The 17,479-nt window shown below is 65.1% G+C and carries 18 protein-coding genes; 4 read left to right on the top strand and 14 right to left on the bottom strand.

The features are described 5' to 3' along the window. Positions 1 to 19: 19 nt before the first annotated feature. The 3 genes from D4Q51_RS11670 to D4Q51_RS11680 are packed head-to-tail and all read right to left on the bottom strand — an operon-like array spanning position 20 to position 3,473. Positions 20 to 742, bottom strand: a complete 723-nt coding sequence (locus D4Q51_RS11670) for an ABC transporter ATP-binding protein (protein WP_120077917.1) — start codon at positions 740 to 742, stop codon at positions 20 to 22. Continuing rightward, positions 739 to 2,028, bottom strand: a complete 1,290-nt coding sequence (locus D4Q51_RS11675) for an efflux RND transporter periplasmic adaptor subunit (RefSeq protein ID WP_120077918.1) — start codon at positions 2,026 to 2,028, stop codon at positions 739 to 741. The genes D4Q51_RS11670 and D4Q51_RS11675 overlap by 4 nt, the downstream gene beginning before the upstream one ends. Continuing rightward, positions 2,025 to 3,473, bottom strand: coding sequence for an efflux transporter outer membrane subunit (locus tag D4Q51_RS11680; protein WP_120077919.1), 1,449 nt, complete (start codon positions 3,471 to 3,473; stop codon positions 2,025 to 2,027). Before D4Q51_RS11680 ends, D4Q51_RS11675 begins: the two co-directional genes overlap by 4 nt. 165 nt (positions 3,474 to 3,638) lie before the next feature. Here D4Q51_RS11680 and D4Q51_RS11685 point away from each other — a divergent pair, with 165 nt between their 5' ends. Genes D4Q51_RS11685 through D4Q51_RS11700 form a run of 4 tightly spaced genes read left to right on the top strand, consistent with a single transcriptional unit; the run spans position 3,639 to position 7,077 of the window. After that, entirely contained in the window at positions 3,639 to 4,697 is a 1,059-nt protein-coding gene (locus D4Q51_RS11685) for a HupE/UreJ family protein (RefSeq protein WP_120077920.1), read from the top strand. A 2-nt stretch (positions 4,698 to 4,699) separates the two neighbouring features. Continuing rightward, positions 4,700 to 5,659, top strand: coding sequence for an MBL fold metallo-hydrolase (locus tag D4Q51_RS11690; protein WP_120077921.1), 960 nt, complete (start codon positions 4,700 to 4,702; stop codon positions 5,657 to 5,659). Between the two features lie 4 nt (positions 5,660 to 5,663). Further along, positions 5,664 to 6,506, top strand: a complete 843-nt coding sequence (locus tag D4Q51_RS11695; RefSeq protein ID WP_120077922.1) for an XdhC family protein — start codon at positions 5,664 to 5,666, stop codon at positions 6,504 to 6,506. Beyond that, entirely contained in the window at positions 6,499 to 7,077 is a 579-nt protein-coding gene (locus D4Q51_RS11700; protein WP_120077923.1) for a nucleotidyltransferase family protein, read from the top strand. The genes D4Q51_RS11695 and D4Q51_RS11700 overlap by 8 nt, the downstream gene beginning before the upstream one ends. Here D4Q51_RS11700 and D4Q51_RS11705 read toward each other — a convergent pair. From D4Q51_RS11705 to D4Q51_RS11755, 11 genes are all read right to left on the bottom strand, one after another. Continuing rightward, the gene (locus D4Q51_RS11705; protein ID WP_120077924.1) at positions 7,074 to 7,901 is read right to left on the bottom strand and encodes a nuclear transport factor 2 family protein; all 828 of its coding nucleotides are present in this window, start codon (positions 7,899 to 7,901) and stop codon (positions 7,074 to 7,076) included. The genes D4Q51_RS11700 and D4Q51_RS11705 overlap by 4 nt on opposite strands. Further along, positions 7,889 to 8,302 carry a lysozyme inhibitor LprI family protein gene (locus D4Q51_RS11710; protein ID WP_120077925.1) on the bottom strand — a complete coding sequence of 138 codons (414 nt, stop codon included), beginning with the start codon at positions 8,300 to 8,302 and terminating at the stop codon, positions 7,889 to 7,891. The genes D4Q51_RS11705 and D4Q51_RS11710 overlap by 13 nt, the downstream gene beginning before the upstream one ends. Positions 8,303 to 8,305: 3 nt before the next feature. Continuing rightward, positions 8,306 to 9,094 carry a heme-dependent oxidative N-demethylase subunit alpha family protein gene (locus D4Q51_RS11715; RefSeq protein ID WP_240624697.1) on the bottom strand — a complete coding sequence of 263 codons (789 nt, stop codon included), beginning with the start codon at positions 9,092 to 9,094 and terminating at the stop codon, positions 8,306 to 8,308. Next, positions 9,091 to 9,534 carry a methylmalonyl-CoA epimerase gene (gene mce, locus D4Q51_RS11720; protein ID WP_120077926.1) on the bottom strand — a complete coding sequence of 148 codons (444 nt, stop codon included), beginning with the start codon at positions 9,532 to 9,534 and terminating at the stop codon, positions 9,091 to 9,093. Before mce ends, D4Q51_RS11715 begins: the two co-directional genes overlap by 4 nt. Before the next feature lie 24 nt (positions 9,535 to 9,558). Then, positions 9,559 to 10,377: an HAD-IIA family hydrolase gene (locus D4Q51_RS11725; protein WP_162925305.1), complete on the bottom strand. Its 819-nt coding sequence runs from the start codon at positions 10,375 to 10,377 to the stop codon at positions 9,559 to 9,561. Positions 10,378 to 10,533: 156 nt separating this feature from the next. Then, positions 10,534 to 11,994 (bottom strand): biotin carboxyl carrier protein, encoded by a 1,461-nt coding sequence (locus D4Q51_RS11730; protein ID WP_120077928.1) that lies wholly within the window; start codon positions 11,992 to 11,994, stop codon positions 10,534 to 10,536. Then, entirely contained in the window at positions 11,994 to 12,506 is a 513-nt protein-coding gene (locus D4Q51_RS11735) for an acetyl-CoA carboxylase biotin carboxyl carrier protein (RefSeq protein WP_120077929.1), read from the bottom strand. Before D4Q51_RS11735 ends, D4Q51_RS11730 begins: the two co-directional genes overlap by 1 nt. Next, positions 12,503 to 13,546, bottom strand: a complete 1,044-nt coding sequence (locus D4Q51_RS11740; protein WP_120077930.1) for a PEP/pyruvate-binding domain-containing protein — start codon at positions 13,544 to 13,546, stop codon at positions 12,503 to 12,505. The genes D4Q51_RS11735 and D4Q51_RS11740 overlap by 4 nt, the downstream gene beginning before the upstream one ends. Before the next feature lie 3 nt (positions 13,547 to 13,549). Continuing rightward, on the bottom strand, positions 13,550 to 15,391 hold the full coding sequence (locus D4Q51_RS11745) for a PEP-utilizing enzyme (RefSeq protein ID WP_120077931.1): 1,842 nt from the start codon (positions 15,389 to 15,391) through the stop codon (positions 13,550 to 13,552). A gap of 164 nt (positions 15,392 to 15,555) precedes the next feature. Beyond that, the gene (locus D4Q51_RS11750) at positions 15,556 to 16,422 is read right to left on the bottom strand and encodes an alpha/beta hydrolase (protein ID WP_120077932.1); all 867 of its coding nucleotides are present in this window, start codon (positions 16,420 to 16,422) and stop codon (positions 15,556 to 15,558) included. A 14-nt stretch (positions 16,423 to 16,436) separates the two neighbouring features. Next, positions 16,437 to 17,423, bottom strand: a complete 987-nt coding sequence (locus D4Q51_RS11755; protein ID WP_120077933.1) for a helix-turn-helix domain-containing protein — start codon at positions 17,421 to 17,423, stop codon at positions 16,437 to 16,439. Positions 17,424 to 17,479 lie beyond the last annotated feature (56 nt).

The following is a 17,479-nucleotide window of genomic DNA, read 5'->3' on the forward strand; positions in this document are numbered from 1 at the left end:
AGACGAAGGCTCTGCAACATCAGACGCTCTCCTGCATGGCGTGCGCGGAGCGCGATCCGCGATCGATGCGTTCCACCAGCCCGTCGCGGAAATGCACGATGGTCTTGGCGAACTCCGCCATCTCCGCCTCGTGCGTCACCATCAGCACGGTGATGCCCCGCGCGTTGAGCTCGGTCAGCAATTCCATGATTTCGACCGAACGCTCGGTATCGAGGTTGCCGGTGGGCTCGTCCGCCAGCAGCACGTCGGGATCGGTGACAAGAGCGCGGGCGATCGCCACGCGCTGTTGCTGGCCACCGGAAAGCTCTGCGGGCGTGTGATCCGCCCACCGCAACAGGCCGACAAGGTCGAGCGAACGCTCTGCGGCTTCGCGCCGCATCCTCTTGCTCTCGCCGCGATAGAGCAGGGGCAGTTCGACGTTTTCCAGTGCCGAGGTCCGCGCAAGCAGGTTGAACCCCTGGAACACGAAACCGAGATAGCGCCGCCTGAGCAGGCTGCGCTGGTCGCGGCTCAGGTCCTGCACCTCGACGCCTCGGAAACGGAATCGTCCGCTGGTGGGCACGTCCAGGCACCCGAGAATGTTCATCGTGGTGGACTTGCCGGATCCCGAAGGCCCCATCACGGCCACGAAATCGCCGCGCTCGATCGTCAGGTTCACGCCCTTCAGTGCCTGGAACGCTGCCGCGCCCTCGCCGAAGGTCTTGGTGATCCCTTCCAGTTCGATGAGCGGCGCTTCACTCACTGGCGTCCTGCCCTGATCCCGGTGACGACTTCCATGCCGACTTCGAGTTCGTCCGACGTCACCACCGTTTCGCGTCCATCGCTCTGGCCCGTGACGACTTCGATTGCGCGAAGGCTGCCGTCGGCTTCAACCACATATACGGTCTGGCGGCTGCCGACACCGATGGAGGCGCTGTCCTCACTGTCGAGGCCGAATTGCTGCGGTCCGAACACGCCGCCTTCTTCCTCTTCCTCGTTCGGATCGAAGCGGAGCGCGCCGTTTGGCACCAGCATGGCGGTGCCGGTGTTGGTGGTGGCGATAGTGGCGGTTGCCGTCATGCCGGGGCGCAGCAGCCCGTCGTCGTTCGCCACGATCAGGCGCGCTTCGTAGCTGACGACCTGCTGGCCCTGCTGCTGTTGCTGCTGGGCAACGGCGATATTGTTCGAAGCAAGGTCAACCCGCTCGACGCGGGCGGGGAAGCGGCGGCCGGGATAGGCGTCGACGGTGAAGGTGGCTTCCTGCCCAGGCTCCACCTGACCAACGTCCGCTTCGTCGATATCGACGCGCAGCTGCATGGTGCCGAGGTCTTCTGCCAGGACGAACAGCGTGGGCGTGTTGAAGCTGGCAGCCACGGTTTGTCCCGGCTCCACTTGCCGCGCGAGCACCACGCCCGAAACGGGTGAGCGGATCACCGCGCGGTCGCGGTTGGTCTGCGCGCTGGAAAGCTGCGCCTGCGCGGCAGAGACATTGGCGCGTGCGCTGGCGACGGCGGCCTGTCCGCGGCTGACGGCGGCCTCGGCCTGCTCCAGTTCGGCCTGGCTGGGCACGCGGCCATCGGACAGGCGGCGCACTTCACGAAGACGCTCCAGCTGGGCGGTATCGGCCTGCAAGGTCGCCTGCGCTTGCAGCACGGCAGCGCGGGCGGCGTTCAGGTTGGCCTGTCCCTGCTGGATCTGGTCCTCGATTACGTCGGTGTTGATCCGCGCCAGAACCTGTCCGCGTGTCACCACGTCGTTCACATCGACATAGATATCGTCGATCCGGCCAGAAACTTCGGAGCCGACTTCCACCTGGTTGGTGGGGCGCAGGTTACCCGTGGCCGTCACCGTCAGGTCAAGCGAGCGTTCCTCCACCTCGGCGGTGATATAGTCAGGGCCCGCATCGTCGCCGGAGAATACGGTGGACGCGAGGATCAGGACGAGCACGATAGCCGCGACCACCCAGACCCAGCGCTTCTTGTACCACTTGCGCGGTTTCCCGGTCGCGAGGTAATCGCCAATGTCCTGTTCTGTCTCGGTCTGGCTCATTGCGCGGTCCTGTTGCTGTCCGCGGGGCTGCTGGCCACCGGCGGGAGATCGTAATCGGAAATACTCCACCCGCCGCCCAGCGCCTGTGTCAGGCGAACGAAGGCGATGGCCCGGTCGGCCTGGGCGGAAACGAGCTGGTTGCGGGCGGAAAGCAGCTGGTTCTCTGCCGTCAGCAGCGTTCGGAAATCGGTGAGGCCAGCCTGGTACTGGCTGCGCGCCAGCAGGGCGGAGTTGTCGGCGGCGTCGAGCGCTTCCTCGTTGATGGCGACGCGCTCATCGGCGGTGCGCTGGTCGACGGCGGCGGTCTCCACGTCCTCCAGGGCGTCCAGGATGGATTGCTCCCACGCGGCGAGCGAGGCGTCGGCCCCGGCTTCTGCGATATCCACCTGTGCTGCGGTGCGGCCGCCGTCGAAGATGAGCTGGCTTACGCCCGCAAAAAGCCCGCCGGTGATGATGTCGAACAGGTTGCCCGCCGTCGCTGCCCCCGTGCCGATGCTGCCGGACAGGCGCACCAGCGGCAGCAGTTGCGCGCGCGCGACGCCGATGCGCGCCGTGCTGGCAAAAAGGCTCGCCTCCGCCGCGCGCACGTCTGGGCGGCGGCGCAGCACTTCGGCAGGCGCTTCGAACCCTGCCAGCATCGGGGGGGAGGGTACAGGCTCCGGCTCGTCCGCGACAATCGCTGCCAGCACTGGTCCCGGCGCCTCCCCGATCAGGGTGGAGATGGAGTTGGCCGTGGCGGTCAGGCTGCTTTCCAGCAACGGAATGGTCGCGGCGGTCTGCGCGCGCTGGGTGCGGGCCTGCTCCACGTCCAGACTGGAAACCAGCCCCGCTTGGTTGCGCCAGCGCGCGATCTGCAGGTTGTCGTCCTGGTAGGCGAGCGTGGAGCGGGCAATGTCGAGTTGCTCCGCCGTGGCGCGGGCGTTGATCGTGGCAATCGCCACCTGACCGACGATCAGGCGCTGCAGGTCTGCCAGCGAGTATCCCTGCGCGGCCAGCTCGCCCTCGGCCGCGGCGACATTGCCGGAGATCTGGCCGAACAGGTCCATCTCCCACGCGGCATCGGCGCCTAGCGAGAATTGCACACCGTCGCGGGCCAGATCGCCGATGTCGCGGTTTACCCCGCCCGTTGCCGAAAGAGACGGCAGGTAGCCCGCACGGGCTTGCAACAGCGAGGCGCGTGCCTGATCGAGCCGGGCGGCGCTTTGCGCGAGATCGCGGTTGTCGAGGATGGCCTGCTCGACGAAAGAGGTAAGGAGCGGATCGTCCAGCAGCGTCCAGTATTGCGTGATATCGGCGGAGACGGGAGCAGGATCGGAAATTTGCCATTCGGCAGGGACGGCGATATCGGGCTGCGCGATGTTCGCAGGCTGCGTGGCACAGGCGCTGGCCACCAGCGGAAGGACAGCAACGAACAGACTGCGCCGCCAAACAGCAATGCCCGCCATACTGTCAGCCCCGTCCATTTGTTCCTTATCTCCAAGTAACGGTCTAAGGCCGCTATTAAACTGTTCCAAGCATCTGCCTGTAACTATGCACACAATCCCGCATCGCCGTGTTATTCGCGCAACAAAGTGTTAATCTTGCATCCGTTTCGAAGTCTTCTCGCTCTGATGTTCGTGGCGGTCCTGACGATTTCGGGGCCTGCACAGGCACACCCCGCGCCGTTCAGTTACGCCGACGTCGAACTGCACGAGCAGCATATCGAAGGCACGCTGAGCGTTCACACGATCGACCTCGCGCATGAACTGGGTATCGAGGAACCGCAGACCTTGCTCGACGAACGTGTGTTGGCTTCGCAATACAGTGATATCAAGGGCATGCTGAGAGACAGGCTGGTGTTCATGAATGCGGATGGCGAAGTCATCCCGCTGCAATTCCAGGATATTTCCGCCGCTGCGGCCGACGATGCGCTGTTGCTGCGCTTCCGTTCGGACATGACCCCTACGCCTTCGCTTATCGTCGACGCGCATCTGTTTCCCTACGATCCCGCTCACCAGACCTTCGTGAACATCTACGAGAAAGGCGAGCTGAGGCAACAGTTCCTGTTCGGTGCCGACAGCCCGCCGCAGACGCACTACGCTGGCACGGCCGCAGGCGTGGCGGCCGTGTTCGCCACCTTCGTGCCATCAGGCGCACATCATGTGCTGATCGGGCCCGACCACGTGCTGTTTCTGATCGGCCTGATCCTGCTCGGCGGTTCGCTACGGCGTCTGGCAGTGATCGTCACCGCCTTTACTGTGGGCCACTCGGTCACGCTGGCCCTGGCCGCCACGGGCACATTCGCACCGCCTGCGTGGCTGATCGAGCCGCTGATCGCGCTCAGCATCGTGATCGTCGGGGCGGACAACCTGCTACGCAAGGAAGGGCAGCGGGACTTGCGGCCCATATTCGCCCTGCTGTTCGGGCTGATCCACGGCTTCGGCTTCGCCTTCGTGTTGCGCGAATTCGGCCTGCCCACCGGTAACCTCGCGTGGTCGCTGCTGGCTTTCAACATCGGGGTGGAGATCGGCCAGCTGGCCATTGTCGTGCCTTTTGCCCTGGCTCTTGCCTGGCTGCGGAAGCGCATGCCGCAGGTGACAAAGCGTATCGTTATCGGCGGATCGCTTGCGGTGGTGCTCGCAGGTGCCTATTGGTTCGTTGACAGAGTCCTGAATCTGGGGAGCAGATAACAATGCAGCGTGTAACAGTCCTTTCGGCGATTTGCCTTGGCGGTATCGCCATCACCGGCGCGATGGCACAAGGATTGCCGGGCGTTACCGATGCCGAGCAGGTGAGCGAGAACGTGTGGCGCATCCCCGGTTCGGGAGGCAACACGATTGTCTTTGTCCGTTCCGACGACATCGTTCTGGTGGATACCAAGGTGCCAGGCCAGGGCGATGCCATCATGGAGCAGGTGCGTTCCATCAGCGACAAGCCGATCACCATGGTGATCAACACGCACTCGCACCCGGACCATGTCGGCTCCAACAGCTATTTCCGCGAGAACCATGGCGTGCAGGTGGTGGCGCAGGCCAAGACGGCGGCGCGGATGCAGGCAGAAGGCGGTCCGTTCCCCCCCAATACGGTGGACATGGAATTCGCCAACTATCGCCAGATCGGCGAGGGCGAAGATCGTATCGAGCTGCACTACTTCGGTGCTGGTCACACCGATGGCGATGCCTTCGTGGTGTTTCCGGAAGACCGCACGATGATGGCAGGCGATATCTATGCCTGGCACATGAGCCCGCTTATCGATCCCGGCTCTGGCGGTTCCATGCTGGCGCTGCCCACCACCGTGACGGCTGCCTATTACAACGTGCCCGAAGTGGACCGTGTGATTGCCGGGCACGGTAGCGTGCATACGCGCGAGGAATTTCTCAGCTGGGTCACGTTCAACCGCGGCCTGGTGCAGGTGGCCGAGGAAACGGCACAGCGCGGCGGCACGCCGGAAGATGCGTTGGCTCAGCTTGAATCGATGCCCAGTTTCGCGGTGTTCATGGGCGATACGCCGCTGCCGGGCCTCGAATACGGTGGCACTCCGCGCGGGCGCGCCTATATCAACCTCATGGTAGCATTCGAGGAACTCCGCGGCGAGGAAGCGCAACTGCGCATGGGTATCGACCCGTCCGAGATCCCCGCGCGCAGTCAGTAGTCACATGAGCGCAGAGCTGGCAGGCGACCAAGCCGCATTGCGCGCGGCCTGCCAGACGGGCGTCGGCTTGTGCACGATCGTCAACATCGAAGGCAGTTTCTCGCGCCGCCTCGGCGCGCAACTCGCCGTGCATCCGGACGGACGCGTAACCGGCAGTCTTGCCGACGGTTGCCTGGAACAGGAACTGGCGCGCGAGATCGCCACGGGCGGAGAGCGGCGTGTGATCCGCTACGGCGCAGGGTCGTCGAAGATCGACTTTCGCCTTCCTTGCGGCGGCGGGCTGGACATTCTGATTGATCCTGATCCTGACCGTGACGCCTGCCGCGAGGCGGTGGCGCGGCTCGATGAGCGAAAGGAAGCGCACCTCGTTCTGCCGAAGCCGAGCCCCCTGGCCAAGCGGCGCTACGTGCCCGAACTGCGCCTCGTGCTGTTCGGCGAGGGGCCCGAACTCGCGGCTATGGCCCAGGTGGCCGAGGCCGCCGGGATCGCTGTCGAAACGCACGGCCGCGACGGTGGCTCGCTCTCGCTTGGTCAGGCTCCCGACCATTTGGCCGCCGACCGCTGGACCGCCATCGTCTTGCTGTTCCACGATCACGAATGGGAACGCGCAATCCTGCAATGGGCACTCACCACATCGGCTTTCATGATCGGCGCGCAGGGCGGGGCACCGGCCCGCGCCGCGAGGGAGGCGGAGCTTGTCTCGCTGGGCTTCGCGCCGCAGCAGATTGCCCGCATCGCCAGCCCCATCGGCACGGTGAAGCACAGCCGCGAGCCGCTTGGCCTCGCGCTTTCGGCGCTTGCGGATATCGCCGGAGCCTACGAATTGCGGCACCCGCACCATGGCTGAGACGCCGATGGTCGTGGTGCTCGCCGCCGGACAGGCGCGGCGTTTCGGCGGTGGCAAGCTGGATGCGGACTGTGCCGGGAAGCCGCTTGGCCGATGGGCACTCGATGCCGTTGCCGAGGCGGGGCTGCAGCAGGGGGTTATTGTCGTCAGGTCCGCTCCTCCGGCCTTTGCCAGCAAGGCCGAAGGCTGGACTATTCTGACGAACCCGAATGCGGACGCTGGTCTTGGAACGTCGGTTCGACTGGCGGCGGAGCAGGCGCTCCTAGCCGGGCGAGATGTCCTGATCCTGCTTGCCGACATGCCGCTGGTGACCGTCCGCCATCTGAAGGCGCTGACCGGCTGCGACACCAGCGCAGCCACGCGCTACCCCGACGGTGCGACGGGAGTTCCCGTCTGCCTGCGCAGTCCGGACTTGGCGCGCATCCATGATTGGCTCGGCGAACGCGGCGGCGCGGCATCGATCTTGCAAGGTCTCGAGGGATTGTCGCTCGTCGATGCGGAGCCGGACACGTTGCTTGATGTCGACACGCCCGAACAGCTCGAACAGGTCGCGGCGAAACTTCGAGGTTAGCCTGCACTCGCCACGGGGTCGCGGGTCCGCTCCACGGCGATGTGGTAAATCAGACCGTCCCGCAGCGTATAGGTGACTTTCACGCCGACCTCCACGAACTCGCCCTTGGCGAGCGGCGCCACGACGAAGTCGAGTGCATCTTCGGTAGCCGTAAAGCGGCTCGTGCAGTCGACGACGATGCGCTCGTCGGTCGCGTCCAGATCGTGGATCACCAGCGTCTCGCGCACCGTTTCGAACATCTGCGAGTAGAAATCCGCAATGCCTTCCGCGCCCTCGATCCGCCCAACCGACGACAATTCCAGCACCACGTCGGGGGTGTAGAACTGAGCGAAACGTTGCGCATCGCCGTTGGAGAATGCAGCGGCGTAGGCGTGGTAGGCGGCGATCTGGCTGGGGTGCGCGCCGAGCGGGGGCAGGGTGGTGACCCCCTGGTTCGGCGGCCAGGCCGATGTGGTGAGCGTCTTCACCTTCTGGTCCTCGTCGAGGTCGTAGCGGGCGAGGAACTTCACCGTGATGCTGTCGCCGGGATGCAGTTCGCCGAAGGGGAAATCGGGGCGGTGGCCGGTGGCGTGGAAATCCATGTCGATGTCGGCGAAGACGGTTCGCCCGTCCTGCAGGTAGTGCTGCACGCGCGGGCATTCGCGCACGCCGTCGTGCGCCCAGGCGAGGAATTCGCGCATGCCTTCGTGCCCGCGCCTTACGCCGCTGCCCGAATGCATGGCGCAGTCCTCGGCATAGAACCCCTGTATCAGGGCCTCATCATCGCCGGTCAGGAAGCAAGCGATGTAGGCTTCGAAATCGAAAGAGGAGGTCATTGCGGCCATTGCGCCAGTTCTTCGAGTTGCCCGGTTCGCTCGCGCGTCAGTTCGGTCTTGCAGGTGCTCACCAGCAACGGCTCCAGCGATCCGCCGCGCGCGTTGTAGCCGACGCTGGCACAATGATGATCGCGGTAGACCAGCCATGCCCGCTGTCCGCGCAGCAGCTGGCTGAAGTAGCCCGGCCTGCCGTCATCCGGCCTCGTCGTCCGGTCCATCCGGCGCATTTGTGCGGCCGTCTCCTGCCACTGGGCGTTGAGCGCGGCATCGGCCTCCTCCCATTCCAGCGCGGCGCAGTGGTTCATCGCCCGCTGCGTGAGGGGCTCGGCACAGTCCGGCGCGTATTGGGCGGCATCGACTTCCGCACCAGCCTGCAAGAGCAGCGGTAACAACAGGTGGGCGATCGTCATGGGCTATCCTCTTGCATAGGCGGCCAGTTGCGGCGCGAACCATCGCGCCCCGCGCCGATCGGCCTCTTCCGGCGGGATGGTATCGAGCGAATGGGCAATGCGCGCAAGGTTTGCGCCGGAAAGCGAGCAGAGCGGTGCCACGTAAACGCCGATGGTGAACACGATTGCACCTGTTTCGTGCAGGCGGCGCAGGGTCTGGCGCTCGCTGCGGACGAACAAGGTTTCGCCGGCGTTTTCCGGCGTGACGTGGGCGAATGTCTCGCTCGGCGGCGAGGTGTCTATCCAGCGCAGGGAAGGGGTGGGCGCGACGAACCAGTTGCAGCGGCCGAAGATTCTGCCGGGCTTCAGCTTCGCCATGAAATGGTCGACGCCGGTGGCAAGCTGGTCTTCGTATCCGTGGATCGGCGCGTGCAGAGCGACCAGCGGCAGTCCCAGCTTGTCCGCCGGGTGCCAGTCCGTGGGCCAGGCGACGGCGGCACCGATCAGGCGGTACACCTCCTCGCCCGTCTCCGCAGCAAGCAGGCACATGTCCTCGTGGGCGGAGCGCGCCGCGCCTTCAAGGCCGCCTGTCGTGCCCAGCATGGCGGCAAGTTCGTCCCCCGCCGCTTCGGCGCGCGGGGTGAGTTGCACGCTTTCGGGATGCGCATCGAATGCCTCGGTCCGTGCGGCGAGATCGGGCGTGGGGTGGAGCCACTCGTCTTCTTCCAGCGACACCAGCCCCATCTTCAGCGCCCCGCCGCCGCGCGCCTTGGGCAGCAGGTCCTCGACCGAGAAGCCGAGCTTCGCGCTCAATGCGCGCCGCCGTCCTTCGGGGTTTCCATGATCTCGGTCAGCTGGCCCATCATGTCCTTGGGATGGATGAAGAAGATCGGCGTGCCGTGCGCGCCAATGCGGGTGGGGCCGAGAATGCGCTTTCCCTGCCGTTCGAACTCGGCGCGCGCCTCCCCGATGTCGGGCACTTCGAAACACACGTGGTGCTGGCCGCCTAGCGGGTTCTTGGCGAGGAAGCCTGTGACCGGCGAATCCTCGGAAAGCGGGGCCAGCAGCTCGAGCTGCGTGCCCTTTGTTCCGTCGTGGCCGGGCGTGTTGACGAAGCACACCTTCACGCCCTGCTCGGGCAGGTCGAAGGGTTCGGTGATGTCGGTCGCGCCCAGCACTTCCTGGTAGTGCGCGATGGCGCTGGCGAGGTCGGGCACGGCGATGCCGACGTGGTTGAGGCGGCCTAGCTGCATGGTGTTTCTCCTTTGCGCGCCGCCTTACCCCAATCCCATGCGCGCCGCCAACTCGCCAATGTTCTCGATCACCACGTGGGGCATCTTGGTCGCCGGTTGCCGCGCCCATTCCTCCGCGCTGGTGGAGCCGCTGGTGACGGCGATGCCGATCGCCCCGCCTTCGCGCGCCATCTGCATCTCGGCCGTTGCATCATCGCCAACCACGCCGACGTCTTCCTTCGCCACGCCAAGCTGGGCGGAAATGAAGTCCAGCGCGTGGGCGGAGGGCTTGCCGGTGGGCTGCGGTTCCACTCCTGTCACGCGGTTGACTGCGCCGTTGATGGCGCAGGAATAGCCGAAGCTTCGGCCTTCCTTGGTGGCGAAAAACGGCACATCCGATGCCGTCAGGAAAGCCGCGCCGTCCAGCACGGCTTCGCAGGCGGCGTGGATGTGCGGCATCGAGCATTCGGGATGCCAGGCGATATAGACGGCATCGCAGCCCTTGTGGTCACCGTCCGGCGACACGCAGGTGACGCCCAGTTCCTCCAGCGCCTGCGTCACGCCGTCGGTGCCCAGCACCAGCACCCGCTTGTAACCGCCATCGGCAATCACCTTGGCGGCGACCGAGTTGGGCGTGAACAGCTTCTCGTCGGGCACCGGCAGGCCGACTTCTCGCAGACGCGGGGCCTGCACGCGGCTGGCATAGGCGCTGCCGTTGGTGAGCGCGATCCACGGCACGCCGAGATCGTCGAGATGGCGCAGGGCCTCCGCCGCGCCGGGAATTGCATCATAACTGCCCAACTTGCGGTTGGAGAGGATCAGCGTCCCATCCAGATCGAACATGAAACCTTTCGGTGTGCGCATCTCTTGCCAACCTAATTTGGAACACATGGAACACTGTCCAGGAGAAGAAATCGCCCCTTCGCCCGGACTGACTGAAAAACACGATAATTCAGGAAGATGAGACGATTCATGCCGCGAGACTGGCGTGCCTGAAGCTAAGTAGGAAAGCGCCGCCTCCTACCGCTCGACTTCCACCTTGATATCGTCCTTCTCCAGTTCGAACTCATCGATATCGGTGCGCGCCAGCACCTCTTTCAACAGGTTCATCAGCGGCACCTTTTTCGGGTCGTACTCACGCGCGGCTGGCCCGGCTGCCTGCATCGCGTCGACAAGGTTCTGCGGCATGGTGGCGCGCAGCAGGAATTCCTCGTCCGAAAGGTGGGCGCCTAGCCTCTTTCGCAGGTCCGCCACGTCGGCCATGCCCTTCTCGGCCTCAAGCTCCTTTGTGCGCGGGTTCGCCATGATGCGGTCCATCACGTTCTGGTCGACCGGCGCGTTGGGCCTGCCGAACTTGCCGATGGCGAAGCGGATGATCTCGTCCGGGATCACGCTCCAGCGTTCCTCGCTGGTCACGTTCATCACCGCCTGCGTCTGCAACATTTGCGCGAACGGCGTCATCACGATGGGCCAGCCCAGTTCACGCCGCACGCGGCCCATTTCCTCGATCACCGCGCCTTCCAGTTCGGGCACGCCCTGATCGGCCAGGTGGCGGCGCATGGTGCCGACCATGCCGCCGGGCAGGTTGTGCTGGAAATAGGCGGCGTCGAAATGCATCGGTTCGCCCTTGGGCAGGTTTTCTGCATCGGCGATGGCAGTGAACCAGTCGGAAATCTCGTCCACCGCCTCATCGTCGATATCGACGGTGTGGCCGGTGGCGCGCAGGTTGGCGACGGTGCCGCGCACGGAGGGGTGAGAGGTGCCGCTGGCGAGGCCACCGCTGGCGCATTGCAGCGCGGCGATGCCCATGTCGGCGGCTTCGCAATAGGCCTGCTCGGCAAGACCGATGGTGGAATGCGAATGCAGTTCTAGCGGCAGGTCGCCGATCTCGGCCATGATCGCGGGGATCAGGGTCGCAGCGCGCTTGGACGTCAGCAGGCCGCCGGGGTCCTTGATGTAGAGCGTATCAATATCCTTGCTCGCCGCCATGGTGCGCGCAGCCTCGGCATAGTGCGCATCGTCGTGGATCGGGCTGATCGAATAGACCAGCGCGCCCACCACCTGCTCCCCGCCGGCGCGTTTCACCATTCGGGCGACCTCGACGTTCGATTTCGCATCGTTCATCGGATCGGCGAGAGCAAAACGGCGGATGCCGTTCCTCGCCAGCGTGGCAAAAGCCAGTTCCATGAAATCGGGGGTCGCGGTTTCCCAGGCGATGAAGCGGAAACCGGTGGAGAGGAACTGGAGCGGCGTGGTCTTGCAGATATCCGCCATGGCGCGGATGCGTTCCCACGGGTCCTCCTGCTTATAGCGCACGGCCACGCCCATGTGGGTGGAGGTGGTGAAATCGATAGCGGAGAAACCCGCACGCTCCATGGCGGGCGCGATGGAAAGCGTCTTCGCGGTGTCGATGCCGGTGGCGCCCCAGAGGCACTGGTTGCCATCGCGCAAGCTGGTTTCGACGATCTGGATATTGGCCATCAGTCCACCTTCACCCGAATGATTGCCTGCCCCTTCTCGATGGCGCTGCCGTTCTCCGGCAGCACGGCCGTGACCGTGCCGGAAACGCCCGCGCGCACCGAGTTCATCAGTTTCATCACCTCGATGATGGCGATGATCGTATCGGGCTCCACGCGGTCGCCGACTTGGACAAACGGGTCTTCGCCGGGGCGAGGCGCGGCGTAGTAGTTGCCCAGCAGCGGGGCGGGCACGTCGACTTCACCGGCGCCTGGACCCGCACCGGCTTCGCTTGCAGGTTCGGCGCTGCCGGACGGGGGCGGGGAGGGCGGCGGCTCGACGCCTGCATTTCCCTGCGGCTGTGGCGTTTCGTCGCTGCTCTCGTCCCCGTCGGCCACCCAGCGCCCGCGGCTGCCGCCACCGCCATCGCGGCGGATGCGCAGCTTGGTGCTTCCCAGCTTCAGGTCGAGCGAGTTGAACTGGCTTTCGTTCAGCAGACGCGCGATTTCGGCCACGTCCTTGCCTGTCAGGCTCATTTCTTCTTGCCCCCGAAGATCGCCATCACGTGGTTGTAGGCCTTGCCTTCCGGCTTTCTCACCGGCGCGCTTTCGGCGTCCTTCATCGCCCAGACCGTTTCCGGACGCGATTGCAGCAGCAGGACCTTGCCGTCCTGGTCCAGCGCCCATTCGATATCCTGCGGCTTGCCATAGTGCCGCTCGATCCGGCGGCCCACTTCGCGCAGAGCCAGCAGTTCATCGTCGGTGAGGCAGGGTGACTTGCGCCTTTCGTCGTCGTTCTCGATCTCGACGATGCCGCCGCCCTCGGCGGGCACCTGCCGGGCGTGCTTGTCGGAAATGTCGCGCTGGCTGATCTCGCCGGTAATCTTGCCCAGCACCCATTTATCGGGCGTCACCTCGCCGGAAACCACGCTGGAGCCGAGGCCCCATGCGCCCTCTATGGTGATGACGGACTTGTCGCCGGTGGTCGGGCTGCGGGTGAACATCACGCCCGCGCATTTCGCATCCACCATGCGCTGCACCACTACGGCCATGGCAACGCCAACCTCGGGGAAATCCTGCTTGCGGCGGTATGTCATGGACTCGACCGAGTAGAGCGAGGCCCAGCACTCGCGGACGCGCTCGATCATGTCGTCTGCATCCAGCACCCAGAGGAAGGTATCCTGAAGGCCCGCGAAGCTCGCATCCTCGGCATCCTCTGTGGTGGCGGAACTGCGCACGGCGACGGGCTGGCCGTCCTCGCAAAGCCGCGCGTGAGCCGTTTTCAGCGCGTCCTGCACCTCGGTGGGCATGGCCTCTTCCATCACGCGGACGCGCAATTGTTCGGAAAGCTTCGTCGCGGCGCCGAGGTCCTGCGGGTCGAGCGCTTCCACCAGCGGGCGGATCGGCTCCCTTGCTTCCAGCTTCTCGAGGAACTGCTCGAACGCGGCCACGGTGACGACGAAGCCGGGCGGCACGTCGATCCCGGCCTGCGTCAGTTCACCCAGCGATCCGCCCTTGCCGCCAACGGTGGGGCGGTCCGCGATGCCGACGTCTGCAAACCATGCGACCGCGTCCATGGCTCAGGCGTCCTCCAGCTCGCGCGTTTCGGCGGACTGTTCCAGGATGGTGACCGTGCCCTTGCCGCCATCGACGCGGATGCGCGCGCCGTCCCTGATCTTCTGGCTGGCGTTGCCGGTGCCCACCACGGCGGGCAGGCCGTACTCGCGCGCCACGATGGCCATGTGGCTCATCGAGCCGCCGATGTCGGACACCGCCGCGCTGATCTTCTGGAACAGCGGGGACCAGGTGGGGTTCGTCACCTGGCATACCAGGATATCGCCCTGCTGAATCCGGTCGATCTCCTTCACCGACCTGATGACGCGCGCGGTGCCTTCCACCACGCCGTTGCAGGCGGCAAAGCCGCGCAGCTCGTTGGGATCGCCTTCGCCGTCGGAGAGCCAGGTATCCAGGCTCTCGCGGGTGATGCCCCACAGCATGACGATGGCGGGATCGTCGATCGCCTCTGGCACCTGTCCCAATGCTGGCGGAACTGTCTCGCCGGCCCACGTGTCGATCGCCTTTTGACGTTCTGCGACAATCGCGGGCCAGCGAGACGGCCCCATCGGGGGCGACCCGGAGGACCAACTCAGCATGAGGTCGATGATGGCGCTTTCCAGCTCGTAATGGGTGAGGTGGAAGACATCTTCTTCCTTTTCCCAGAAGCCGTGCTCCGCCAGCAGCGCGCCGAATTCGCGGATCTTGTTGAAGAACAGGTTGGTGTACCAGTGCTCGCAGTAGAACTTGTGCCCTTCCACGTAAGGGAACACGCGGTGCGCCAGCTCGATCAGCTGGTCGTAGGTCGCCTTGTCCTCTTCGGTGTCGAGCAGTTCGCGGTAGTCGGCGACCATCTGGTCGCGCTCCTTAATGAGCTGGTCCATCGGGCGCTCGATATTCTCGCCCGCCTTGATCTTCTCGATATAGCCGGGAAGCGCGGCGAAGGGCATCGACAGGTCGTCGTTCCAGCTGCGGTGATAGTGGTAGAACCCATCGCCCACGTTCACGTTGAACCATGGATTGCGGCTCGTCTCCAGCTCGCCCAGCCATTCCTTGCCGGGGCCGCCCACCTTGTCGAGATCGGCGAGCACGCTTTCGATATCCATGTCGGCGGTGAAATGCTGGTCGACGCCCAGTTCCACCGCGCGGCGGGCGAGGCGCTTCACTTCCTCGTCGGGCTTGAAGATTTCCGCTTCCATTCCCGCCACCATGCGGCTGATCGCCTGGTCGGAAATCTCGGGGAAGGCCGTCTTGCAGAAATCGAAGAAGGTCATGTAGGCGCCGTAGCCCAGCAGCAGGAACTCGAAGTGGTGGTGCCACATCTGGTAATAGCCATTGAGCTGCTTGCGATAGGTCTCGATCAGCGCGTGGTTGGCGGCCACGCCCTTGCCGGTGTGGGTCGTCTCCATCGGCTCCAACTGGGGCAGGTGCGGCGTGGGGAGGTCCTGCGCCTGTGCGATCAGCGCCTTCATCTTGTCCTTCCACTGGTCGTAGAGCTTTTCCCAGTTCTCGTAGTAATAGAACCCGCGCTGCTGGAACTCCGCCGCGCGCGCCTCGACTTCCTCGGGGTCTGTCACCGGCACCCCGCCGATGAAGACGCGGCCGTTGATGATGCGGTGATCGATGCCCTTGGTGGTGGGCAGCACGTGCACGCGGGTGTTGAACGCACCCAGCGCGCAGTAGGCCGCCTCCGCCGTGATCATGTCGAAATGATGCATCGGCTCGGGAAAATGCATAGAATTGTAGAACCAGAAGCGCTCGTCATCGCCGGGCTGGAACTGCGCGTAGTAGGGGTAGGCGGCCTGCGCGGCCTCCGTTCCCGGAGTCACTTTCAGCGAGCTGGGCAGGGGAAAGCTCTTTTCCGACATGTGCGTGCATCCTCTCAAATGCCTCGCCCGCCGTGCCGACCCTTTTCGGGTTCATCCACGAAGAGCGAATTCGATTGTGAGGTTACGCACGAGCACCGATTTGGCAAAGGATTCCCGCGCAAGGCCAGTAGGAGAAAAGCGCAGGGGAATTTGTCTGGATTGGCTCAGTTCCCGCCGGTACGGTTGCGCGCGAAGCGAGTCAGGTCTTCCAGCACCGTGCTGCGCGAACGCAGGGGCCGGGCAAGGTGGATGAGAACGTCGACGTGGTCCACCTCTTCGTATTCGATCACCTGCGCCTCCACGCCCGCCTCCTCCAGCGCGGCCGCCAACGCGATGGAATTGCGCGGCTTCACCGTAGCATCCTGCGCGCCGTGCAGCAGCAGCGCGGGGGGATCGCCTGCGCCGGCCCAGTTGACCGGCTGCGTCTCGGGCAGGTCCGGCCATTCGCCGAAGGCGGCGCGGGTGGAATCGGTGTCCAGCGGCAGGAAGTCGAACGGCCCGGCAAGTCCAGCAAAGCCGCGCACCATCGCGCGATCCTCGCCCAGCCAGCGCGCATCGTAGGCCAGCATCGCGGCGATATAGGCGCCGGCGGAATGGCCGCTCAGCACCACGCTCTCCGGATCGCCGCCGTGGTCGGCAACATTCGCCTGCACCCAGCGCAGCGCCGCCGCGCCATCCTCCACGAAGCCGGGATAGCGCACTTCCGGCACGAGCCGGTAATCAGGCACCACGACGACAAAGCCCTGCGCCGCCAGCGCCCGGCCAGCGAAATCGTATCCCTCCCGCGTGCCGCTGTTCCAACTGCCGCCGTAGAAGAACACGATGATCGGCAGGCGAATGTCGGGCGATTCGACGGGCGCATAGATATCGAGACGCTGGCGCGGGTGATCGCCATAGGCGAGCCCGTCTGCCACTTTACGCGTATTGCCATCCTTGGGCACCAGCGTGTTGAAGGTGTGGAGGGGCGAAATCCAGTAGGCCACGCCCAGTGCGAGAGCAGCCAGCACGACTATGGCGAGAACCAGTTTCATGCAGGTGGGACCGATCAGCTCTGCGGGGCGTGCCCGGCGCGCCAGGCGCTGGGCGTCACGCCGAAACGCTTGCGGAACAGCCGGGTGAAGTAGCCGGGATCGAGAAACCCGTTGCGAAAGGCGATGTCCGCCACCGGCAGGCCCGCCGCGCGCGGATCGGCCAGCATGTCGCTCGCCCGGTCCAGCCGCATGGCGTTGAGCTCCTGCACGAAACTGGTGCCGCTGCCCGCCAGCAGGGTTTGCAGGTAGCGCTTGGAAATGCCGCAATCCTCCGCCACGCGTTCGGGCGACAGGGCCGAGTCCGCATAGTCGCTCTCGATACGGCGCAGGATGCGCCGTGCCAGTTGTCCGCGATGGCGGGTTCCGACGCCCGCTTCCTCCACTCCCGTCGCCAGCGACAGCAGCGTGCCGACCTGTTCCGCGATGAGAGGGCGGGGGAGGGGCGCTTGGTCGATCCCGTCCAGCATGGTTTCCAGCAATGCCCCAAGCGGCCTGCCCCAACCTTCACGGGTCTCGATCGGACGCGCCAGCAGCGCGCCGGGATCGGGCAAGTGCTTTTCCAGCCAGCCCTGCGGCATCATCAGGTCGAGGCACTCGTGCTCTGTCGCCATTTCCATCTGGTAGAAACGGGTGTTGTCCAGCAGCACGAACTGCCCCGGCTCGATGGTGAAGCTCTTGCCGCCCATCAGCGTCTTCATCGCGCCGTGTCGGGAATAGACGAGTTGGATGGAGGGCGCGGCGCGGCCCGCGCTGCCTTCGGTGCCGGTGTGCGTTACGCGCTGCGCCGGGGCATAGAGGTGCAGCAGGCGAAGCTGGCCGATGCCGTGGCTGATCCAGCGCGCTGCGAAACTGTCTGCATCGAAGACTTCCACTTCGATCGGTGCGATGGTGCTGGCTGCCCATTCGCGCCATTCGCGCAGCGCCTCGGGCCGGGCGAGACCGGCCGAGGACCAGCTTTCAGGCTCGCTGGCTGCGAGTTCGGATGGCTTGCGCGATGCCATGAAGACAATCCTGCGCGCAAAAATCCGATTTGGCAAACGTGACGAAATCCCTAGTC

This window comes from Aurantiacibacter odishensis, assembly GCF_003605195.1.
Classification (GTDB): Bacteria; Pseudomonadota; Alphaproteobacteria; order Sphingomonadales; family Sphingomonadaceae; genus Alteraurantiacibacter; species Alteraurantiacibacter odishensis.